Raw genomic sequence first — 20,019 nt, forward strand, 5'->3', positions numbered from 1 at the left:
TTATGCAGGGAAATTGACAAGGTCAGGAAAGCGTTGCCCGCGCGGCAGCGCCTGCAATGCCGCAAGAATCATTCCTTCGGCGGCTCGGCGGGTACCGGTGCGCTGCCAAGCCCATTGAGGCTGCGTGCCCTGACGCGCGGCTTGAACGCGCGTCCTGGTTCCGGCATGCGCCGCAGCACGGGATGGACGATCGGTTCCTTCGCCTTGAAGGCATAGGCCTTGAGCAGCGCGAAATAGTTCGGATAGGCGTAGCCATTGTTCATCCGCAGCCACTCGTCGCGGCGGTCGCGAAACAGCTTCGGCAGCCTGTACCAGGCCACCGTCGGGCTCTTGTGATGGACGAAATGCAGATTGTTGTTGAGGAACAGGAAGGACAGCGGCGAGCGCTCGACGATGATCGTGCGGCCTTCCGGATGTTCAGACCATTGATGCTCGGCGTAGGTGCGGATCGAAATCAGCGACTGCCCAAGCCACACCGGCACCAGTATGTAGAGCCACAACGGCATGCCGAAGCCGAACTGCACGACAGGCAACACTACGGCGAGGCCGATCGCGTGCAGCAGCCATGCCTTGCGGATGGAATTGTCGCCCGCGGCAACCTGCCTGGCGTCGTCGATGAAAAAGCCGATGCAGGAAAGCCACGGACCGAGCACCAAACGCCCGAGCATCGTGTTGTTGACCTTCAGCAGGAACTTCATAGCCGACGGCAGCTCCTCGTGCTGCCAGAGCGCCTTGTAATAGCTTTCGGGATCGTCGAGCGGATCGGTCAGGCGCTCGTCTGCATGGTGGCGCAGATGAATGGTCTTGAACCTGCGAAACGGCCAGACAAGGCCAATCGGCAGGAACACAACGGCTTCGTTCAGCCGCGCGTTCCGGGTTGGGTGGCCGTGCAGGGCCTCGTGCATCAGCGAGGATTGCAGCGCCGCAACCAGGGCCAGAAGGGCGAGCGCCAACAGCGGGTAGGATGGCCAGAGCAGAAAGCCGGTAGCGAGCCAGCCGCCGTAGCAGAAAAGTGCGAGAAACACCGTCGGCCATTCGATGGTCGCCGCGCCATGTCGCCTGTTGCCCATGCTCGTCATGCTATCGACCACTGCCTTCCAGTCGCCGGAACCCGTTTGATTCCTGACAGCATTGTGTCAGGAGCGTTGCATTGCTGCAACGCGATAAAGCGCACAAACTGTTGCGATTGCGCATTTTCGGCTGCAGATGTTATCTATTGTAAACAAGCTCGTAGATTCATTTGCGCTCGAAACGCCATGTAGACCGCTTCGGCGCAAAATTTTGCTCACGTCAGGGAGAGTAGAGATTTGGACAAGCGCGACCTGTCGACGATCTTTCGCGAGCGCCTGAAAATGCTCTTGACAAGGTCCGATTTGAACCAGTCGGCCTTCGCCGCCGCGGTTGGCATCGACCGTTCGGCGCTGTCGCAGCTGCTCTCCGGCGCCTCGACCCGCCTTCCCCGCGCCGAAACGCTGCTCAACATCGCCGCCGAATTCAAAGTCTCGCTCGACTGGCTGCTCGGCCTCAGCCAGGACGAGGGCGTCACCGGTGAAATCCGCGAGAGCCTTGAGATCGAGGAGGCGCCGGACGGCTTCGACCGCACGCTGCTGGCTCGCTGGCATGCCGAGGCGGCGGGAACGAAAATCCGCTACGTGCCGGCCGGCATTCCCGATCTTCTGCGCACTGAGGCCCTTGTCGACTACGAAGCCGTCATCGCCAACAAGAGCCGCGAGGCACAGGCCGGCGAAACGCAGTACCGCATCGACTACAACCGACGGCCCGAAACCGACATGGAAGTCTGTATGCCGCGCCACACGCTGGAGATCTTCGCGCGCGGGCTGGGCGTGTGGGACCGCTTTCCGGAGGCCGACCGCCACCAGCAGCTCCTGCACATGGCGACGCTACTCGACGACCTCTATCCCACCTTCCGCCTGTTTCTCTATGACGGGCGGATGCGCTATTCGATCCCGTACACCATCTTCGGGCCCTATCGCGCAGCCATTTACGTCGGCGACATGTATCTGGTGCTGAACGCCACGCAGCCGATCCGCATCCTGACCAGCCATTTCGACAATCTGATCCGTGCCGCGGACGTCAACGCGCATGAAGCGGCCAGCTTCACACGAAAGCTGGCGGAGATGCGATTTTGACCGGTTGCTCTCCGTGTCGACATTGACGGCACATAAAGAATTCTTTATATCCTTATCTCAGTTATTCTTCCGGGAAGGCGTATTTCACATGACCAATCCGATCGACGCTCTGCTTGCCGAAAAGGGCGTCCTGCTCGCCGATGGCGCCACCGGCACCAATCTGTTCGCGATGGGCCTTGAGGCCGGAGAGGCTCCTGAGCTCTTGAACGAGACCGCGCCCGACACCATCACCAGCCTGCACCAGAACTTTGTCGATGCCGGCGCCGACATCATCCTGACCAACTCTTTTGGCGGGACCCGCCATCGGCTCAAGCTGCACCATGCGCAGGACCGCGTCCACGCACTGAACAAGCGCGCCGCCGAGATCGCAAGCGCCGTCGCCGGCAAGGCCGGCCGCAAGGTGATCGTGGCCGGCTCAGTCGGCCCGACCGGCGAATTGCTGGTGCCGCTCGGCGCCATGACCTATGACGAGGCGGTCGAGGCCTTTGCCGAGCAGATCGAGGGCCTGAAGGCCGGCGGCGCCGAAGTCGCCTGGATCGAAACCATGTCGGCGCCGGACGAGATCCGTGCCGCCGCCGAAGCCGCCATCCGCGTCGGCTTGCCCTATACCTATACCGGCTCCTTCGACACCGCCGGCCGCACCATGATGGGGCTGCTGCCGAAGGACATCCACGGTGTCGTCGACGGCCTGTCGCAGACGCCGCTCGGTGTCGGCGCAAATTGCGGTGTCGGCGCCTCCGATATTCTCGCTTCGCTGCTCGACATGACCGAGGCGAAGCCCGAGGCAACGGTGATCGTCAAGGGCAATTGCGGCATCCCCGAATTTCGCGGTGCCGAGATCTACTATTCGGGCACGCCCGAGCTGATGGCCGATTATGTGCGCCTGGCCGTCGATGCCGGCGCCAAGATCGTCGGCGGCTGCTGCGGTACCTCGTTCCAGCACCTTGCCGCCATGCGCAAGGCGCTCGATGCGCACACCAGGTCGGATCGCCCGACCGTCGAGCAGATCGTCGAACGCATCGGCCCGATGCGCAACAAGCAGGCGACGGTCAACGTCGCCGAGACCAGCGAAGCCCGCCGCGAACGGCGCCGCGGACGCGCCTGACGCTTTCGGCTGCGACGCGGTCCGCGAAGCGGTGCAGCCACGAAAAAAGGCCGGCAAGGTTTCCCTCGCCGGCCTGCCTCACCCGCCCGTAGGCCGGTTCCCCCTGTCAGAACGATCCCATCTGAAAGAAACCGGCCATCATTGCCACTACCGGTTACCGCCGAGCGCCGAGGCAAGGCGCACAAGCGAGAGGAACTCGGACCGGTACCCAAACGGGTCGGCTCCTCTGGCGGCGGTGGCAATCTCCATGATCTTGTCGTAGCCGAACTTCGCGGTCGCATCCTCGTCGCGCAGCTTCTGGCCGAAGGCAGCGACGGCAACGGAGAAACGCTGGTCGGTGCTGGCCTGGTCGAACGACGCCACCTCGTTGGCTGACGTCACCGGCGTGGTGATCAGCTTCGAAGTGTCCTCGTTCGGCAGCTTGTAGCGGATTTTGACGAAGGCATATTCGTCGGCATTGGCGACACCGCCATTGTTCACTGAGGCCTGGCCATAGCGCAGCTGATCGATCTGTTCGCCGCCGCTGCCCTTAGGCGTGATCTCGTAGATCGCGGTGACCGAATGGCCTGAGCCGATCTCGCCGGCGTCGACGCGGTCGTTGTTGAAATCCTCGCGGTTCAAGGCGCGGGTCTCGTAGCCGATCAGCCGGTATTCCGAGACCTTGTTCGGGTTGAACTCGACCTGGATCTTCACGTCCTTGGCAATGGTGAACAGTGTCGAGGAGGCATCCTCGACCAGCACCTTCTCGGCCTCCGCCAAAGTGTCGATATAGGCGGCGGTGCCGTTGCCGTTCTGGGCGATGGTCTGCATCATCTGGTCGTTCAGGTTGCCGCGGCCGAAGCCGAACACCGACAGGAACACGCCTGTCTTGCGCTCCTTTTCGATCAGCCGCTTCAGGTCGTCGTCGTCGGTCTGGCCGACATTGAAATCACCATCGGTGGCGAGCATCACCCGGTTGATGCCGTCCTTGACGAAGGATTTCTGCGCCAGCCTGTAGGCTTCCTTGATGCCCGCCTCGCCTGCCGTCGAGCCGCCGGATGTCAGGTTGTCGATGGCAGCGAGGATCTTGTCCTTTTCCGAAGCCTTGGTGGGCTCCAGCACGGTACCGGCATCGCCCGCATAGGTGACGATCGAGACGGTATCGTCGGGTCTCAGCTTGTTGACCAGCAGCCGAAAGGCCGACTGCAGGAGCGGCAGCTTGTCCTGCTCGTTCATCGAGCCCGACACATCGATCAGAAAGACCAGATTGGCCTTGGGCTGCTCGGCCGGCTTCACGTCGAAACCCTTGATGGCGACATGCATCAGCCTGGTGTGCTCGTTCCACGGAGTCGGCATGACGCTGACGGTCGAGTTGAACGGCGTCGAGGCGGAGTCCGGGCCTTTCCAGTCATAGGGGAAGTAGTTGACCATCTCCTCGACGCGCACCGTATCGGCCTGCGGGATAAAACCTTCCTTCAGCGAGCGCCGGACGAAGGAATAGGAAGCGGTGTCGACATCGATAGAGAACGTCGAGACCGGGTCTTCGAGTGCGGCATGCACCGGATTGGTCTTGAAATCCTCGACCCGGTCACGGTTTTCCTCTCGCGGCAGCATCTGGTCGGCCGGCGCAGCGGCAGGCTGCTGTGCCATCAGCTTGGACTCGGCAACCGTGCCAGGCATGCGTCCGACCCGCGCGCCACCATCGACTGCCGGAGCCACGGAGTTTGCACCGCCATCCAGCGCAAACTCGCCGCTCTGCGCCGGTTCGGGTGCATTGCGGGTGAGCACATCCTGCTGCGTCAACCCGCCGACCGCGGTCGATTCCGCTTTCGGCGGCGATGTCGGCGCCACAAGCGCCTCGCCGGCGTCGCGGCTTTCGCTGTCGGCGTCCGCCTTCTTCTGCTTATCTGCTTCGGCAACAACCGGCGGTTTGACGGTCGCCGGCTTGTCAGCCAGCGTTTCGGTGATCTTATCGTCGCCGCCGAATTCGGGCCCGCCGAATTTGGATTCCCCAAGCATATAGATGGTGGCGTATCCGGCGATCGGCAGGGCAACGAGCCCGGCAATGGCCGGCGTGGCGAAGAGTTTCTTTTGCATGATTTCGCTCCAGAGCCTTTGTGCTCGCTCTGTGAGACGAAGCCCGCCTGCCGATCCTTGGGCGGCCGGTAAAGTTTTTTCTTCCATGTCATAGGCGCGCAGCGCGGCCTGGAGGGCACGCGCCTTTGCATCCGCGTCAGGCGCCGGTGCTGCGATATCGCGCAGCCTGTTCAGTTGCTTGTCGTCGACCATGGTCACACTTCCCCGGCTGAACGCATCAGCGTCTTCAACCGTTTCTTCGCCTCATGGATGTGCCAGGAAACCGTCGTCTCCGAGATCGCCATCGCCTCGGCGGCGGCTGCGTGGCTCAGCCCTTCGCCATAGACCAGCAGCACCGCGTCGCGCTGCTTGTCCGGCAGCTTGCGCACCGCTGCCCACAGCGCCTCGGCCGGGTCTTCCGCCTCGGACGACGCCTCTCCTGAAATCAGTGCATAAGCGCCATAGGCATCGGTCTTGACCGTCTCGCGGGCGGTCTTGCGCATCATGTCGCGCGCGGCATTCAACGTCATGGTGTAGAGCCATGTCGTGAAGGCGCCGCTGCCGTGATAGTCGCGGATCGCCCGGCCGAGCCGAACGCACACTTCCTGGGCGATATCCTCGGCGTCGGCCTTTTTCCCGCACCAGCGATAGGCGGCGCGATAGACGAAACCGTAGTGCCTTTCGAGCAACTTGCCGAAAGCACCCCTGTCTCCGCCCTTCGCCCGCCCGATCAGTTCGGCGTCGGAGGCTTCGCTTTCGTCCAGCATCATCGCCATCATTTGCCTGTTGGACGAAGGCTAATGGCGATTCCTTGGGTGATGGGAAGAATTTTTTGGCGGGCAGTCACGTCGTAATGGTTGGCGCGCCTTGGCCGAGCGTCTCCGCAAACAGCATCGTCAGCCGCTTCCAGTGGCGTTCGGCGCCGGCTGCATCGAAGGCACTATGTGGAGCCGCCACGTTCACAAATGCGTATCGGGGTTGCTTTACGCTGGCTTTGTGCACAATTTCGCCGACTGCCTGCCATGCTATGGCGGCCTGAAGTGAACGGCGCGCTTCAATTTGCCAAGGGACGGAGCTCATATGTGGCTGACGGCATTCCTTGCTTTTTTCGCGGGTGTTTTTGGCGCCAATGGCGTCCCACATTTCGTGAGTGGGATAACCAAGGGTTCCTACCCGTGCGTCTTCGGTAACTCCGCCGTGCCCAATCTGATAGCCGGCTGGGCGAGCTTCGTGGTGGCAACCCTCTTCGCGTACGGGGCCAACTTCGCACAGTATCCCATCGTCTCGTTGGTCTCTGGTGCCATCGGGGTGCTGCTGATGGGTCTCTTTCACGCGGCGGGGCTGGCTTTCGGCCAAAAATCCTGAGATCGGAACGGTCGACGTCTTTGCGTGCAGCGGGGTCTTGTCTGGCTAGCGCGCGAATGCTGCCATGTGAAAGGCCTGAACCTCGGCCGGATAGCGATAATCGATGCCGTAAGGACAGGCGTTGCGATCAAGGCAGCCGCCGGTCCGGCAAGGTCCGCCGTTTTGCCCACGCACATGCGCCAGACAGGTTTCATGCACAAAACCATCCGCAGAATAAGCCGCGACCGGACAGGATTTCAGGCAAGGTTTTTCCAAACATGTGTCGCAAAGGTGAATCACGTCGCGACGTTCGTGGAGCGCAATCTCGTTCTCGAACAACAGCGCGCCGCGATAGGCATGCCAGAGCCCGTATTGCGGATGCATGAGGATGCCGAGCGGCGACGGCTTCAGCCCCTCCGCCTGCATCGCCCATTGCTGGAACGGCAGATAAGGCCTGTCGGACGGTGACACCGCGCGTGCCCCGAATTTTTCGGCCACAGCGCCGATCACTCCGCGCGACCATCTGTCGAGCGGATCGTCGATCGGCTGTGACTGTTTCTCCAACCAGCGCAGGAAGTGCGGCCAAGGTGCGGCGCCTGCCTGCCCCACCAGCAGGACGGATCTGGCGGCGGCGCCGGAGAGACCGGAAGGTGTCCCCTCACCGCCCGCAAAATTGAAGCCGCCGCGCAGGATGAGGCCGTGGGCGGAAAGCGCGGCCGCGATGGTTTCGACCATGCCGCGCTCGAGAATCATCCCTTCTTGTCGGGGTCGGAGAAGGCGCTCCGCCAGACTTCCTTGTGGATGATGTTGGCGACTTTAGCCCCGCCTGATTCGGGCTCCTTTCAGGTGAAGGCGTCGGCCATCGACGCCTTCTTCCTGGCGATGAAGTCCTTCAGCCCGTCGTCGATGCCCTGGTCGAGATAAGGCGCCTCGTAGCTCTCCAGCCAGCGGCGGGCGAGCTCGTTGGCGCGCTGCGGCGCGGTTTTTTCGCCTTCGGCCAGCCACTGCTCGTAGGAATTGTTATCGGCGATGTTGGAGCGGTAGAACGCGGTCTGGAAATTGGCCTGGGTGTGATCGCAGCCGAGGTAATGGCTGCCCGGACCCACCTGGCGGATGGCATCCATCGCCTGACCGTTTTCCGACAGGTCGACACCCTCGGAGAACTTCTGCGTCATGCCGAGTTGGTCGATATCCATCATGAACTTTTCGTAGCAGGAGGCGAGCCCGCCCTCGAGCCAGCCGGCCGAATGCAGCACGAAATTGGTGCCGGCGAGGATCGTCGAATTCAGCGTGTTGGCGCTCTCATAGGCCGCCTGCGCATCGGGGATTTTCGAAGCACAAAGCGAGCCGCCGGTGCGGAACGGCAGCCCGAGCCTGCGAGCAAGCTGGGCGGCGCCATAGGAGACCAGCGACGGCTCCGGCGTGCCGAAGGTCGGCGCGCCCGACTGCATCGAGATCGACGAGGCGAAGGTGCCGAACAGTACCGGCGCACCCGGCCGGATCAGCTGTGTGAACGACGCCCCGGCCAGAACCTCGGCCAAAACCTGGGTCAGTGTGCCGGCGACCGTCACCGGGCTCATCGCGCCGGCAAGGATGAACGGCGTGACGATGCACGCCTGGTTATGGCGCGAATAAACTTTCAGCGCTCCCAGCATGGTCTCGTCGAAGACCATCGGCGAGTTGGCGTTGATCAGGCTGGTCAGCACCGTGTTGTTCTCGACGAAATCGTCACCAAACACGATCTTGGCCATCGCCACCGTATCTTCGGCGCGCTCGGGCGCGGTCACCGAGCCCATGAACGCCTTGTCCGAATATTTGATATGGCTGTAGACCATGTCGAGATGGCGCTTGTTGACCGGCACGTCGACCGGCTCGCAAACCGTGCCGCCCGAATGGTGGATCGATGGCGCCATATAGGCAAGTTTTACGAAATTCCGGAAATCCTCGATCGTCGCGTAGCGCCTGACGCCGTCGAGATCGCGCACGAAGGGCGGTCCATAGACCGGCGCGAACACGGTCGCGTTGCCGCCGATCTGCACCGAGCGCTCGCCGTTGCGGGCGTGCTGGGTATAGACGGACGGAGCGGTCTTCAACAGCGAGCGGCAGAGGCCCTTGGGGAAATGCACCCGCTCGCCCTTGACGTCGGCGCCCGCCTCTTTCCAAAGCTGCAGTGCCTCGGCGTCGTCGCGGAAGATGATGCCGATCTCTTCCAGCACCGTGTCGGTGTTCTTTTCGATCAGCGCCAGGCCTTCCTCGTCCAGCACTTCATAGACGTTGATCTTGCGCTTGATATAGGTGAGCTGTGTACCGGGGCCGCCGCCCGAACGTGCAGCCCGGCGCGCTGCGGCGCCACCGCTGGCAGCGCGCCCGCGCCGTGCGTTTGACGCTTCCTGATCGACCGGCGCGTTCTCACTCATAATCGTTCTTCCCTGGCTTTCGTTCTGGCCTGATTTGCTTTGGCCGGGCTCTTGTTCCGGCCTGAAATCCATTTGCAGCCGCATATTGCGGTCTCTGGCCGGATCGTAGCCATGCACCTTATTCGAAACGGCCCGCCAGCGCCAACGCCTGTCGCAAAATCGACAAGAATTCCAAGAGATTTACGGTCGCTTTCGTTTTGCGGGAAGTCGCAAATCAGCTATGGACAACTGGCCCGCGCGGGTTAGGTAATGGCGCGATATTTTTAAGCTGCCGCGATAGTTGTAGCCGGCAAGGAGCCTGAGAAAAAATGGCCGACGACGAGATCATCCTTTCGGAACTCTCCGACGACGAGTTGGTGCAGCAGATGCACGACGACCTTTATGATGGGTTGAAGGAAGAAATCGAGGAAGGCACCAACATCCTTCTCGAGCGCGGCTGGGCGCCTTACAAGGTGCTGACCGAGGCTCTGGTCGAAGGCATGCGCATCGTCGGCGAGGATTTTCGCGACGGCATTCTGTTCGTTCCGGAAGTGCTGCTGTCGGCCAACGCGATGAAGGCCGGCATGTTCATCCTGCGTCCGTTGCTTGTCGCCACCGGCGCGCCGAAGCAGGGCAAGATGGTGATCGGCACCGTTAAGGGCGACATCCACGACATCGGCAAGAACCTCGTCGGCATGATGATGGAAGGCGCCGGCTTCGATGTCATCGACCTCGGCATCAACAATGCGGTCGAAAAATATCTCGATGCCATCGAAAAGCATCAGCCCGACATCATCGGCATGTCGGCCCTGCTGACGACGACCATGCCTTACATGAAGGTCGTCATCGATACGATGAAGGAAAAAGGCATTCGCGATGATTATGTCGTGCTGGTCGGCGGCGCGCCGCTCAACGAGGAATTCGGCAAAGCCGTCGGCGCCGACGCCTATTGCCGCGACGCCGCGGTGGCGGTCGAGACCGCCAAGGACTTCATGAAGCGCAAGCACAACGTCCGCGCTTCGGCCTGAGTCAATAAATTCGGCACCGACGAGAAAAGCCGCGCCTTGCAGTGCGGCTTTTTTATTCCCAAATGTTTGAAATCGTGCAGATCAGGGTTTCTTGACGGTATCGTCAACCGCCTTCGCAGTGGATTTGATATCCTTACCGACGCCGCGCACCGTGTTGGCGCAGGCCGAAACAGCCAGGGCGCAGGCGAGAATAGCGATTGGCGCAACGCGGAACAATTTCATGATTGGTGTCTCCCTCAGAATATAAATTCGCTGGACAGCAACGAAGATGGATTAGACTGGTTCCATGACTACCGCGCGAAAACAACAATCCGATCAAGGCGACAGGCTGCTCGTCATCGCCTGCGGGATGATTGCGCGCGAAGTTCTGGCGGTCAAGGAGCAGCTCGGGCTCGACCATCTCGACCTGACCTGCCTCCCGGCGGAGTTGCATTTCTATCCGGACCGCATTGCGCCGGCCATGGACAAGGCAATCGCCAAGGCCAGGGCTGACGGCTACAAACACATCTTCGTCGGCTATGCCGATTGCGGCACGGGTGGCCTGCTCGACCGGATCTGCGAGAAGCATGGCGTCGAGCGCATGGCCGGGCCGCATTGCTTTGCCTTCTACCAAGGCATGGATGCCTATGCGAAGGTTGCCGATGACGACATGATGTCGTTCTACATGACCGATTTCCTCTGCCGGCAATTCGATGCCTTCTTCATGAAGCCGCTCGGCCTCGACAAGCACCCGGAGCTGATCAAGGACTATTTCGGCAATTACGAGAAGCTGATCTACATCGCCCAGACCGACGACCCGGAACTCGACAAGGTCGCCGAAAAGGCGGCGAAAATGCTCGGCCTCGCCTATGAGCGCCGCTCGACCGGCTACGGCGACCTGACGAAGGAACTGGCTGGGGCCTCAGCCCTGGCCTGACACTTTAGGCACCGTTTTCTTCAGCTTCGAGCCCAGCGAGCACATCGGCAAAGCTCGTCTTGCAGACGAAATCCAGCCGGTCCCTCGCCCGCGACGCATCGTAGACCCGGTCGATCGACGAAAACATCGTCCAGCCTTTCTTCAAGTAGAGTGCCGGATAATCCGGAAAATAGCGCGCGACGATCGACGGTGCGTCGGCGATCAATGCCGCGCAATCGTCGGGCTGGAAAGGTGTCGGTGCCGAGATGATGAAGGTGTCGAAGCCCAATTGCGGCGCTTTCTCCAAGGCAGCGATGTGGGCGTCGGCAGCATCCTCCACCGTCAGCCGGCGAAACAACAGCTCATTGGCCTTGGTGTTGGCGTCCGACTGTTCGATCACATGCGCCATATCGTCTGCTTCGGGAAAGAAGCGGGCGGTGCGCAGTACGATCACCGGCAGGCCGAACTGGATATGGTAGAGCCGACAAAGATGTTCCGCCGCAAGCTTTGTCACGCCGTAGATGTTGCGCGGTTCAGGCGACATGTCTTCCGTTAGCCAAGCCGCCCTGCCGGGCAAGCCGGCGCGGATGGCCTGGGTAATCATCAGCGATGTCGTCGACGTGAAGATGAAGCGCTGAACGCCGAAAGTTGCCGCCGCATCGAGCAGGTTGAGCGTGCCGCGCACATTCGTCTCGACGAAATCCTCGTTGCGATGATGTTCGATGTCAGGCTTGTGCAGCGCGCCACTATGGATGATGGCCTCGATGCGGTTCTCCTCGACCGCCCTCATGACCAGGTCGCGATCCGCGACTGAGCCGACCATTCGCGTTTCCGAGGATGGGACGGGATCGAGGCCAGTGACGTCATGGCCGAGAGTCCGCAGGCGTGGCGCCAAGGCCCTGCCCAGCCAACCCGACGATCCCGTCAGCAAGATCCGCATTCTTCCACCTCGTTTCTGCTGTCGATGCTCAAGCAAGGATGACAGAGCGCGGCGAAACATTAAGGTATGCGCCAGACAAGAAAACAGGCTGCTCCAGTCATCAAAAGGGAAAACGCCACCAATGATCGCTCGCCTTATGTTTGCCGTAGCAGCTGTCCTCTGCTTGACGTTGCCCGCGTTCGCCGATGGCGAAGTGCAGAAGCTGATCACCGCTGCCGACAAGGCGCGCCTCGACAAATATGGCGAGACGCGCAAGGCAGCGCTTGACGAGGCGAAGGCCGGCGATCCCGCCGAGGTCAAGCAGCTCGACGCCTTGCTGGCAAAGCCGCTGGTTTCCTTCTCCGACAAGGACCTGACCGGCAATTGGCAATGCCGCACCATCAAGGCCGGCGGATTGAGCCCGCTCGTCATTTATGGCTGGTTCAAATGCAAGGTGAGCGACGACGGTTCCGGCTGGAGACTGGAAAAGATCACCGGTTCGCAGCGCACCAAGGGCCGCTTCTTCGACGATGGCGAGAAACGCGCGATCTATCTAGGTTCCTTCTACGTCAACGACGATCCGGCAAAGCCCTACGGCAGCGGCCCGGAAAGCGATCAGGTCGGCTATGCCTTCCGCCACAGCGCCAGCGAATGGCGCATCGAGTTCCCGGCGCCCCACTACGAATCGAAGCTCGACATCCTCGAATTCAAGCGCTGAGCCCGCCCCCGATCACCAAGGGTTAACCCGGTCAACCTAGCATTCGCGCACAAAGAACAGCTCTTTGCGGGGGTCGCGAAGCATGGCACGGTCGAAAACAAACCAACGGCCGATCGTCGTCGTCACCGAAGGCGGCCCGCATATCTGGGCGATCGTCAACGCCATCGCCGACCACCTCGCGCCTGTCAGCGTCATCCTCGAAACCCCTGAATCCAAAAGGCAATTGCTTCTCGGGCGGGCGCGGCGGCAAGGCTGGACCTCGGCCATCGGTCAACTCGGCACGATGATGCTGACCCGGCTCGGCAAGCGCTTCTTCGCCGGCCACGCAGCACGGCTCGCCGCCGAGCAAAAGCTGCAAACCGAACCGAAGCCTGGGCAAAAGATCGTCCAGGTCTCGTCGGCCAACGCGCCGGAGTGCCTGCAGGCGATCGAGAAAATCCAGCCGGGTGTCGTGCTGCTCGCCGGCTGCCGCTTGCTGTCGCGGCAGACGCTGGCGAAAATCCCTTGCCCGGTCCTCAACTACCATGCCGGCATCGCCCCGAAATATCGTGGAATGAACGGCGGCTATTGGGCGCTGGCTTCAGGCGATGCGGAAAACTTCGGCACCACCGTGCATCTGGTCGACGCCGGCGTCGACACTGGCGGGGTGCTGCGGCAGGCACGCGGCAAACCCCAACCTGGCGACACTATTTCAAGCTACGCGTTGCGGCAGGCGGCATTCTCGCGCGACATCTGCGTCGAAGCGGTCAGGGATGCGCTGACCGGCAAGCTCGGCACAGTCGATCCCGGTCTGCCTTCGAGACAATGGTATTATCCGACGGTCTGGTTCTATCTCTATACCGGAATACTACGCGGAATTGGTAAAAACCTTATCTAACAGATACTTAGGGATTTCGGCAGTTCCCAAGTTTTTAGGGTTGGACGGACTGGGAAAGTGCCCCCGAAAATGCCTGTGGATAAAGTGACGGAGGGAGCTGCGGATAGGCCTGTACATCTAGGCTGTCTACCGGGGAGGAACGTTTGAATGCTCCGCATTCTTGTCGACACGTGCGTCTGGCTGGACATTGCCAAGGACTACCGGAACCAGCCCATTATCGCGGCCCTTGAGGATATTCTGAACCATGGGGACTTCGAACTCATAGTGCCGGAGATCGTCCTTGATGAATTCGCCCGCAACAAGGATAGGGTGGCGGCCGACGCGAAGCGAAGCCTCCTATCCCATTTCAGCCTTGTGAGGGACGCCGTGCGGCGCTTCGGAGACAAGAAGGATGTCGACGCGACGATCAAGGCGCTGAATGAGGCCGATCACTCGGCAGTCTACAGAGGTGAGGCCGTCAACGAGTCCATCGAGCGGATAGAGCGGCTGCTTACTGCCGCGAACGCGATCCCGGCCACGGAGACCATTAAGGCCCGCGCGGCCGACCGGGCGTTGGGTAGCGTCGCTCCCTGCCACAGGCAGAAGAACAGCATCGGGGACGCCATCATCATCGAGACTTACGCCGACCAGATTGGCCGGGCGGACGGCAACGATCTGTTCGCCTTCATCACGCACAACAAGGTCGATTTCAGCCAAGAGGGAGGCGATCACCGCCAGCCTCATGCAGACCTAGTGCCGCTGTTCGACGGCCTGCGTTCGCGCTTCAGGACTTTGCTGGCGGACCTGCTCAACGACCTCGATCAGGACTTGCTAGCAAATTACGATCTCCAACTGTACGGCGCGACGCAGGTCAGGGGCTTCTCCGAAATTATCGAGGCGGAGCACCTCCTATACCGGCAGGTCTGGTACAACCGCCATCAGAACCTACGGATTGATATCGAGCGCGGAAAAACCAAGGTCGTTTCAGACAAGGAGTGGACTGCAGCCCGGCCGCGCAGCCGCCAGAAACTAATTACGGAAGGCACTTGGAAGCTAGCGCGCGAAGCGGGCCGGAGGACAGAGGAAGAAGTCGGGATCGAGAACCTTGGGCTTTGGGATAATTTCGAGTGGGGCATGGTCAACGGCAAGCTCAGCGCCTTGCGCTGGGTCATGGGCGACGATTGGGATATGCTGGACACATGATCAGGCGGCGGCCGCCGCTTACTACCCGGGCAACTCGCCGATATGATCCTTGCAGGTGCCTAGGAACTGAGAGGCCATGTAACCGCTGAGCGGCTCCACGATGTGCCTCGATGCTATAGCTCGGATCGTGCCGTCTTTCGTTGGAGGCAGCACCGTCGTAAAGTTCATACTGCCCAGCGGCGTCAACTCCAGAAACACAACGCTTTCAAAGCCACCACGCGTGGCAGTGATCTGCACCGATCCCAGATTTCCGATCAGCTGCGCCCGCTCGCCGAAAAGTCGATAGCAGCGAACGCCATTTCAAATTTTGTTGGGGCCACCTTCAGTTTCTTTTCATTGCGATGGTCCGGGTAAATGTCGTCCGGAGCCGAAAAGGCTGACAGCGTGAATACGCAACCCAAATAGGTTGGGCTCCATTCAGCCGACTTGGCGGCAGACATCGCCAAGCTTCCCATCACCGTTGCGGCCAACGCACCCATCAAACGTTTCTGCCGCGAAATGATAGGAATCATGACGCCCCCCTGCTCCCATAAAGGATGACACGCGGGAGTTGTTGTGGCAACGAGCCTACTAGGCGGCCGATGCCGGCTGACGGACGTGGCGTGAGACGCTTGGCTCAGCTGGCCTCTTGGCTTTCGTCTTGACAGCGATGTCAAGATGCTCCTCGCCGGTTAGCCGGGCCAGCTCGGCGCGGTCAAGGACCACGGTCATCTGTTCGCCGCTGAACAGAAACAGCACCACCCTCTGCGGATCGTCGCGGCGCTTGGACAGGGTGAGCTTTTCGATGTGGTCAGAGTTGACGAAGCTGGCACCGCCGTGGGTCGCTATGAGCATCGATTACGCCGGGCTTGTGCTTCGATTCCAAAAAATACCCGATAGGAATCGCCACCAAGAAACAAAGGACAATTGGGCCGATCAGTTTGATCGCAATGATGATGCCGGCACCCAACAGGACGTAGAACGGAAAGAACCAGAATTTATGCAATATCGACCAGCCCCGATTGCGCCTCCACAATACACGAGACGAGCCTTCGCTCAACACGGCGTCTGGTGACACGGGCGCCGATTTACCCGACAGCCACCCGCCGCTAACATTGCATCATGAGCGACATCGACCATCGCACCATCATTGCCGGCCTTTCGGTTGCGGACCGTCGCGACCTCACCGCCCGGCTCGACGGGTCAGGCATTGTCCGGCTGGCCGTCCATGGCGGGCTGGTTGTCGTGCTGGGCGCACTGATCGCCGCCCGCATCCCGTTCTGGCCGCTTCTCGTCTTGCCGCAGGGGATCCTGATCGTCTTCTTCTTCACGCTGTTGCACGAGACCATCCATGAAACGGCGTTCAGAACGGCGTGGCTCAATCGCGCTGTTGCCGCCGTGGCCGGCTTCTTGATCCTGCTGCCGCCCGCATGGTTCCGCTATTTCCATTTCGCCCATCACCGCCACACCCAAGACCCGGACAACGACCCCGAACTGATGGCCCCGAAGCCGGAGACCATCGGCCACTATCTGCGCTATCTGTCCGGCGGCCCCTATTGGATAGGCATGGCTCGTGTGTTCGCAACCAATGCGGCGGGCCGCAACCGCGACGGCTTTGTGCCGGAAAAGGGCCGCGGCAAGGTGGTTATTGAAGCGCGGCTGTTCCTGATCGGCTATGCGGTGTTGCTGGCCGGATCGCTCGCGGCACAGTCGGCGCTGCTGTTGTGGGTCTGGATCGTGCCGGTGCTGGTCGGACAGCCGTTTTTGCGGGCCTACCTGCTGGCCGAGCATGCATTGTGCCCGCATGTCGCCAACATGCTCGAGAACACCCGTACCACCTTCACCTCAAGGCTGGTGCGCTTCGTGGCTTGGAACATGCCGTACCATTCCGAGCACCATTCCTATCCGGCCGTTCCCTTCCATCGCCTGCCGCGCTTCCATGCGATCATCGCGGAGCATTTACGCACGACCGAACGAGGTTACATGCGCTTCCACAGGAAACTGGTCGGCAGCTTCGATGGCCGCGCCGGCTGACCAGTGCTGGAAGAGACTCCGCTTTCGGCCGCGGCCGTCGATTGCGTCGCTTTTGAAGGCCCCCGCGTCGTCCCATAACAAGCAGCCCAACAGCGCTTCCGGCAATGCTCGAAACCACTGCATCGGCCAAAAGGATCGGAATCGATCTTCGGAGGGCACGATGCAGCGGAGTTAGATGGTAGAGCATCGTTTGTGTGTTCGATTGGACGCGCGGCGCTCTCCAGGAGCAGGAATTCATGGCCGATCTGATCGTCGTCTACTGGCGCGACATCCCCGCCCAGGTCATCGTCAAGAGAGGCCGGCAGAACGCCAAGCGCGAACTGCCGCTGCGCTTCACCGAGGCGATCGACACGTGCGCCATGCGCACCGGCGCCGGCGGCACCGACGACTACCTTGCCGAATGGCGCAAGGCAGAGCCCATCCCAGTCAGTGACGATCTTGAAGTCGAGGCCGAGAAGGCTCTTCAGGAGCTCGATGCGAAATACGACCGTGAGCGGTTGGTCGCTCTGGTCAAGGCGGGCGGCAAAGAAAATGTCTGATCCCCAATCAATGCCGGTGACGACGGCTCAAGCCGGCGTGACCCAGGCGACAATCGTCAAGAAGGCGGCGCCGAAATCCGACTACAAGCCGGCTGACGTGTCGCCGCAGCGGCGCGTGCAGCGCTCGTTTGCGGTGCGGCTTTGGTCGGTGCGGCATTCGCGGCTGCTCGAATGGTTCTACGCCAAATTCGCCGACATGTTCCTGACTCTCCACCCGCTATGGAAGGGCATCGGCTACAGCCGTGTCGAAGGGCCGGTGAAATTCGTCGAGAAGCGCGTCAAGGGCTTCATGTTCGACTGCCGCATGTGCGGTCAGTGCATTCTTTCCTCGACCGGCATGTCGTGCCCGATGAACTGCCCTAAGCAATTGCGCAACGGCCCTTGCGGCGGTGTGCGCGCCAACGGCAATTGCGAGGTCGAGCCTGATATGCCTTGCGTCTGGGTCAAGGCCTGGGAAGGCTCGCAGAACATGGTGCATGGCGACAAGATTTTGGACGTGCAGAAGCCGGTGGATCAGTCCTTGCGCGAAACCTCCGCCTGGCTGCGGGTGACCGCGCAGGCCGCGGCCGCCCGCAATGGGGTCCAGAATACTACCAACACCGGGGCGTCGGCATGATCGGCCGCCAGCCAGACGAGAATCCCGCCGGCATCCATTTGCCGCTCGATCCCCTACCCGGCCACACCTCGCGCGGCCGGCTTGAGCGGGTCCTGCGACGCGGCGAGTTCGCAGTGACGACCGAGCTCAATCCGCCCGACAGCGCCGATCCGGAAGACGTCTACAACCGCGCCAGGATTTTCGACGGCTGGGTCGACGCCATCAATGCCGTCGACGCTTCCGGGGCCAACTGCCACATGTCGTCGGTCGGTATTTGCGCGCTGCTGACCCGCATGGGTTATGCCCCGATCATGCAAATCGCCTGCCGCGACCGGAACCGCATCGCCATCCAGGGCGACGTGCTGGGGGGTGCCGCGATGGGTGTTGCCAACATGCTGTGCCTGACTGGCGACGGCGTGCAGGCCGGCGACCAGCCCGGCGCTAAGCCGGTGTTCGATCTCGACTGCATGTCGCTGCTCGAAACCTGCCGCATCATGCGCGATAACGGCAAATTCCTGTCCGGCCGCAAACTCACCACGCCGCCGCAGCTTTTCCTTGGCGCGGCCATCAACCCGTTCGCGCCGCCGATCGATTTCCGGCCGTATCGGCTGGGCAAGAAGATCGCCGCCGGCGCGCAGTTCGTGCAGAGCCAGTACTGCTTCGACGTACCGATGTTCCGCACCTACATGCAGAAGGTCCGCGACCTCGGCTATACCGAGAAATGCTTCATCCTGTGCGGAGTCGGGCCGCTGGCCTCGGCCAAGACGGCCAGATGGGTCCGCTCCAACGTGCCGGGCATTCACATTCCCGATCAGATCGTCAAGCGCCTGGAAGGCGCTCAGGATCAGAAGAAGGAAGGCAAGCAGCTCTGCATCGACATCATCAATGAGGTGAAGGAAATTCCAGGTGTGTCCGGCGTCCATGTGATGGCCTATCGCCAGGAAGAGTATGTCGCCGAGATCGTCGACGAGTCCGGCGTGCTGAAGGGCCGCCGGCCGTGGAAGCGCGAAATCCGCCGCGACGACCAGCTCGTTGCCGACCGGCTCGACCACATACTGCATGACGACCTCACCGAAACCCAGGTCGACATGGTCAAGACCGCGCATTGACAGCGCGAATCGTCAGCATTCGCTTGATCAGAAACAGATAACGATATAAAGAACTCTTTATATCACGATGGAGAGATTTCATGACCCGGACCATCGTCGCCTCGGCGACACGAGAAATCATCATCGGCTTCGATCAGCCCTTCTGCGTGATAGGCGAGCGCATCAACCCGACCGGCCGCAAAAAGCTGGCCGCCGAAATGATCGCGGGCAATTTTGAGACCGTCATCAGGGATGCGCTGGAACAGGCCGCCTGCGGCGCAACCATGCTCGACGTCAATGCCGGCGTCACCTCGGTCAACCCGAACGAGACCGAACCCGGCCTGCTGGTGCAGACCCTGGAGATCGTGCAGGGCCTGGTCGACCTGCCGCTGTCGATCGACTCCTCGGTGACCGCGGCGATCGAAGCGGCGCTGAAAGTCGCCAAGGGCCGACCGCTGGTCAACTCCGTCACTGGCGAGGAGGAAAAGCTCGAGGCCATCCTGCCTCTGGTCAAGAAATACAACGTTCCGGTCGTCGCCATTTCCAACGACGAGACCGGTATTTCGATGGACCCCGACGTGCGCTTTGCCGTCGCCAAGAAGATCGTTCAGCGCTGCGCAGACTTCGGTATTCCGGCGCATGACGTGGTCGTCGACCCGCTGGTCATGCCGATCGGCGCGTTGGGCGATGCCGGCCGCCAGGTGTTTGCACTGCTACGCCGCCTGCGCGAGGAGCTCAAGGTCAACACCACCTGCGGCCTCTCTAACATCTCGTTCGGCCTGCCGCACCGTCATGGCATCAACGCCGCCTTCATTCCGATGGTGATCGGCGCCGGCATGACCTCGGCGATCATGAACCCGGTGCGGCCGCAGGAAATGGAAGCGGTGCGTGGCGCCAATGTGCTGAACGGCACCGATGAGAACTGCACCAACTGGATCAGGACCTACAAGGATTACAAGCCTGCCGAAGGCGGCCAGGCCGTTGCCGCCCGGACGCAGGTCAACGCGCCGGGCGATGGCAATGGCAATGGCGGACGCAGGCGCGGCGGCCGCGAAGCGCGGATGGCCCGGGGTTGAGCCATGGCTTGGCCGACACGATATGGGGCCTAGGACTGG

22 protein-coding genes are annotated in these 20,019 nt (G+C 61.4%); 13 read left to right on the forward strand and 9 right to left on the reverse strand.

Going from position 1 to position 20,019, the window contains the following annotated elements; genetic code table 11:
* Positions 1-68: 68 nt before the first annotated feature.
* A complete protein-coding gene (locus NKG95_RS20505) occupies positions 69-1,079 on the reverse strand; it encodes a fatty acid desaturase (protein WP_352861072.1) in 1,011 nt (336 codons plus the stop codon).
* Positions 1,080-1,307: 228 nt separating this feature from the next.
* On the opposite strand from NKG95_RS20505, the gene NKG95_RS20510 reads away from it, so the two are divergent.
* Positions 1,308-2,150, forward strand: coding sequence for a helix-turn-helix domain-containing protein (locus tag NKG95_RS20510; protein ID WP_023719945.1), 843 nt, complete (start codon positions 1,308-1,310; stop codon positions 2,148-2,150).
* Positions 2,151-2,238: 88 nt separating this feature from the next.
* The gene (gene bmt / locus NKG95_RS20515) at positions 2,239-3,255 is read left to right on the forward strand and encodes a betaine--homocysteine S-methyltransferase (protein WP_023719944.1); all 1,017 of its coding nucleotides are present in this window, start codon (positions 2,239-2,241) and stop codon (positions 3,253-3,255) included.
* A 147-nt stretch (positions 3,256-3,402) separates the two neighbouring features.
* Here bmt and NKG95_RS20520 read toward each other — a convergent pair whose 3' ends face one another.
* Both NKG95_RS20520 and NKG95_RS20525 read right to left on the reverse strand, forming a co-directional pair.
* The gene (locus NKG95_RS20520) at positions 3,403-5,523 is read right to left on the reverse strand and encodes a vWA domain-containing protein (RefSeq protein WP_352495950.1); all 2,121 of its coding nucleotides are present in this window, start codon (positions 5,521-5,523) and stop codon (positions 3,403-3,405) included.
* Positions 5,524-5,525: 2 nt separating this feature from the next.
* The gene (locus NKG95_RS20525) at positions 5,526-6,086 is read right to left on the reverse strand and encodes an RNA polymerase sigma factor (protein WP_352913245.1); all 561 of its coding nucleotides are present in this window, start codon (positions 6,084-6,086) and stop codon (positions 5,526-5,528) included.
* A gap of 304 nt (positions 6,087-6,390) precedes the next feature.
* Here NKG95_RS20525 and NKG95_RS20530 point away from each other — a divergent pair, with 304 nt between their 5' ends.
* Complete coding sequence (locus NKG95_RS20530; protein WP_352590158.1) at positions 6,391-6,675, forward strand: hypothetical protein; 285 nt, start codon at positions 6,391-6,393, stop codon at positions 6,673-6,675.
* A 45-nt stretch (positions 6,676-6,720) separates the two neighbouring features.
* Here the strand turns inward: NKG95_RS20530 and NKG95_RS20535 are convergent, their stop codons facing one another.
* Both NKG95_RS20535 and NKG95_RS20540 read right to left on the reverse strand, forming a co-directional pair.
* Positions 6,721-7,389, reverse strand: a complete 669-nt coding sequence (locus NKG95_RS20535; RefSeq protein ID WP_353042199.1) for a hypothetical protein — start codon at positions 7,387-7,389, stop codon at positions 6,721-6,723.
* 107 nt (positions 7,390-7,496) lie between these two features.
* A complete protein-coding gene (locus NKG95_RS20540; RefSeq protein WP_353042201.1) occupies positions 7,497-9,071 on the reverse strand; it encodes a trimethylamine methyltransferase family protein in 1,575 nt (524 codons plus the stop codon).
* A 308-nt stretch (positions 9,072-9,379) separates the two neighbouring features.
* Between NKG95_RS20540 and NKG95_RS20545 the strand changes: the two genes are divergently transcribed.
* Positions 9,380-10,078, forward strand: a complete 699-nt coding sequence (locus NKG95_RS20545) for a cobalamin B12-binding domain-containing protein (protein WP_023676506.1) — start codon at positions 9,380-9,382, stop codon at positions 10,076-10,078.
* Between the two features lie 81 nt (positions 10,079-10,159).
* Here the strand turns inward: NKG95_RS20545 and NKG95_RS20550 are convergent, their stop codons facing one another.
* Positions 10,160-10,300 (reverse strand): entericidin A/B family lipoprotein, encoded by a 141-nt coding sequence (locus tag NKG95_RS20550; protein ID WP_023676507.1) that lies wholly within the window; start codon positions 10,298-10,300, stop codon positions 10,160-10,162.
* Positions 10,301-10,364: 64 nt separating this feature from the next.
* On the opposite strand from NKG95_RS20550, the gene NKG95_RS20555 reads away from it, so the two are divergent.
* Positions 10,365-10,994 (forward strand): DUF1638 domain-containing protein, encoded by a 630-nt coding sequence (locus tag NKG95_RS20555; protein ID WP_353042203.1) that lies wholly within the window; start codon positions 10,365-10,367, stop codon positions 10,992-10,994.
* A 4-nt stretch (positions 10,995-10,998) separates the two neighbouring features.
* Here the strand turns inward: NKG95_RS20555 and NKG95_RS20560 are convergent, their stop codons facing one another.
* Positions 10,999-11,973 carry an NAD-dependent epimerase/dehydratase family protein gene (locus NKG95_RS20560; protein WP_353042205.1) on the reverse strand — a complete coding sequence of 325 codons (975 nt, stop codon included), beginning with the start codon at positions 11,971-11,973 and terminating at the stop codon, positions 10,999-11,001.
* A 61-nt stretch (positions 11,974-12,034) separates the two neighbouring features.
* Between NKG95_RS20560 and NKG95_RS20565 the strand changes: the two genes are divergently transcribed.
* The 3 genes from NKG95_RS20565 (at position 12,035) to NKG95_RS20575 (ending at position 14,669) form a co-directional block, all read left to right on the forward strand.
* Complete coding sequence (locus tag NKG95_RS20565) at positions 12,035-12,610, forward strand: DUF4893 domain-containing protein (RefSeq protein WP_023719935.1); 576 nt, start codon at positions 12,035-12,037, stop codon at positions 12,608-12,610.
* An 82-nt stretch (positions 12,611-12,692) separates the two neighbouring features.
* Positions 12,693-13,487, forward strand: a complete 795-nt coding sequence (locus NKG95_RS20570) for a formyl transferase (RefSeq protein ID WP_353042207.1) — start codon at positions 12,693-12,695, stop codon at positions 13,485-13,487.
* Positions 13,488-13,634: 147 nt separating this feature from the next.
* Complete coding sequence (locus tag NKG95_RS20575; RefSeq protein WP_353042209.1) at positions 13,635-14,669, forward strand: PIN domain-containing protein; 1,035 nt, start codon at positions 13,635-13,637, stop codon at positions 14,667-14,669.
* A gap of 254 nt (positions 14,670-14,923) precedes the next feature.
* Here the strand turns inward: NKG95_RS20575 and NKG95_RS20580 are convergent, their stop codons facing one another.
* Together NKG95_RS20580 and NKG95_RS20585 are read right to left on the reverse strand one after the other, a co-directional pair.
* Positions 14,924-15,181: a hypothetical protein gene (locus NKG95_RS20580; protein WP_353042211.1), complete on the reverse strand. Its 258-nt coding sequence runs from the start codon at positions 15,179-15,181 to the stop codon at positions 14,924-14,926.
* Between the two features lie 58 nt (positions 15,182-15,239).
* Positions 15,240-15,503 carry a hypothetical protein gene (locus tag NKG95_RS20585; RefSeq protein WP_353042213.1) on the reverse strand — a complete coding sequence of 88 codons (264 nt, stop codon included), beginning with the start codon at positions 15,501-15,503 and terminating at the stop codon, positions 15,240-15,242.
* Positions 15,504-15,770: 267 nt separating this feature from the next.
* Here NKG95_RS20585 and NKG95_RS20590 point away from each other — a divergent pair, with 267 nt between their 5' ends.
* The 5 genes from NKG95_RS20590 to NKG95_RS20610 all read left to right on the forward strand — a co-directional run bounded on the left by NKG95_RS20590 (position 15,771) and on the right by NKG95_RS20610 (position 19,980).
* On the forward strand, positions 15,771-16,682 hold the full coding sequence (locus NKG95_RS20590; RefSeq protein ID WP_353042215.1) for a fatty acid desaturase family protein: 912 nt from the start codon (positions 15,771-15,773) through the stop codon (positions 16,680-16,682).
* A 236-nt stretch (positions 16,683-16,918) separates the two neighbouring features.
* Positions 16,919-17,221, forward strand: a complete 303-nt coding sequence (locus NKG95_RS20595; protein ID WP_353042216.1) for a virulence factor — start codon at positions 16,919-16,921, stop codon at positions 17,219-17,221.
* Positions 17,214-17,837 carry a methylenetetrahydrofolate reductase C-terminal domain-containing protein gene (locus NKG95_RS20600; protein WP_353042218.1) on the forward strand — a complete coding sequence of 208 codons (624 nt, stop codon included), beginning with the start codon at positions 17,214-17,216 and terminating at the stop codon, positions 17,835-17,837. Before NKG95_RS20595 ends, NKG95_RS20600 begins: the two co-directional genes overlap by 8 nt.
* Positions 17,834-18,925 carry a methylenetetrahydrofolate reductase gene (locus NKG95_RS20605; protein WP_023719930.1) on the forward strand — a complete coding sequence of 364 codons (1,092 nt, stop codon included), beginning with the start codon at positions 17,834-17,836 and terminating at the stop codon, positions 18,923-18,925. Before NKG95_RS20600 ends, NKG95_RS20605 begins: the two co-directional genes overlap by 4 nt.
* An 80-nt stretch (positions 18,926-19,005) precedes the next feature.
* Positions 19,006-19,980, forward strand: coding sequence for a methyltetrahydrofolate cobalamin methyltransferase (locus tag NKG95_RS20610; RefSeq protein WP_023719929.1), 975 nt, complete (start codon positions 19,006-19,008; stop codon positions 19,978-19,980).
* Positions 19,981-20,019: the final 39 nt, after the last annotated feature.

This window comes from Mesorhizobium sp. M1423 (assembly GCF_040317575.1).
GTDB lineage: Bacteria > Pseudomonadota > Alphaproteobacteria > Rhizobiales > Rhizobiaceae > Mesorhizobium.

Coding starts and splice junctions, on each gene's coding strand:
- NKG95_RS20595 (WP_353042216.1), top strand. CDS start 16,919: ATGGCCGATCTGATCGTCGTCTACTGGCGCGACATCCCCGCCCAGGTC.
- NKG95_RS20575 (WP_353042209.1), top strand. CDS start 13,635: ATGCTCCGCATTCTTGTCGACACGTGCGTCTGGCTGGACATTGCCAAG.
- NKG95_RS20590 (WP_353042215.1), top strand. CDS start 15,771: ATGAGCGACATCGACCATCGCACCATCATTGCCGGCCTTTCGGTTGCG.
- NKG95_RS20550 (WP_023676507.1), bottom strand. CDS start 10,300: ATGAAATTGTTCCGCGTTGCGCCAATCGCTATTCTCGCCTGCGCCCTG.
- NKG95_RS20610 (WP_023719929.1), top strand. CDS start 19,006: ATGACCCGGACCATCGTCGCCTCGGCGACACGAGAAATCATCATCGGC.
- NKG95_RS20600 (WP_353042218.1), top strand. CDS start 17,214: ATGTCTGATCCCCAATCAATGCCGGTGACGACGGCTCAAGCCGGCGTG.
- bmt (WP_023719944.1), top strand. CDS start 2,239: ATGACCAATCCGATCGACGCTCTGCTTGCCGAAAAGGGCGTCCTGCTC.
- NKG95_RS20505 (WP_352861072.1), bottom strand. CDS start 1,079: ATGACGAGCATGGGCAACAGGCGACATGGCGCGGCGACCATCGAATGG.
- NKG95_RS20570 (WP_353042207.1), top strand. CDS start 12,693: ATGGCACGGTCGAAAACAAACCAACGGCCGATCGTCGTCGTCACCGAA.
- NKG95_RS20530 (WP_352590158.1), top strand. CDS start 6,391: ATGTGGCTGACGGCATTCCTTGCTTTTTTCGCGGGTGTTTTTGGCGCC.
- NKG95_RS20545 (WP_023676506.1), top strand. CDS start 9,380: ATGGCCGACGACGAGATCATCCTTTCGGAACTCTCCGACGACGAGTTG.
- NKG95_RS20605 (WP_023719930.1), top strand. CDS start 17,834: ATGATCGGCCGCCAGCCAGACGAGAATCCCGCCGGCATCCATTTGCCG.
- NKG95_RS20565 (WP_023719935.1), top strand. CDS start 12,035: ATGATCGCTCGCCTTATGTTTGCCGTAGCAGCTGTCCTCTGCTTGACG.
- NKG95_RS20585 (WP_353042213.1), bottom strand. CDS start 15,503: ATGCTCATAGCGACCCACGGCGGTGCCAGCTTCGTCAACTCTGACCAC.
- NKG95_RS20540 (WP_353042201.1), bottom strand. CDS start 9,071: ATGAGTGAGAACGCGCCGGTCGATCAGGAAGCGTCAAACGCACGGCGC.
- NKG95_RS20520 (WP_352495950.1), bottom strand. CDS start 5,523: ATGGTCGACGACAAGCAACTGAACAGGCTGCGCGATATCGCAGCACCG.
- NKG95_RS20580 (WP_353042211.1), bottom strand. CDS start 15,181: ATGATTCCTATCATTTCGCGGCAGAAACGTTTGATGGGTGCGTTGGCC.
- NKG95_RS20560 (WP_353042205.1), bottom strand. CDS start 11,973: ATGTTTCGCCGCGCTCTGTCATCCTTGCTTGAGCATCGACAGCAGAAA.
- NKG95_RS20525 (WP_352913245.1), bottom strand. CDS start 6,086: ATGGCGATGATGCTGGACGAAAGCGAAGCCTCCGACGCCGAACTGATC.
- NKG95_RS20555 (WP_353042203.1), top strand. CDS start 10,365: ATGACTACCGCGCGAAAACAACAATCCGATCAAGGCGACAGGCTGCTC.
- NKG95_RS20535 (WP_353042199.1), bottom strand. CDS start 7,389: ATGGTCGAAACCATCGCGGCCGCGCTTTCCGCCCACGGCCTCATCCTG.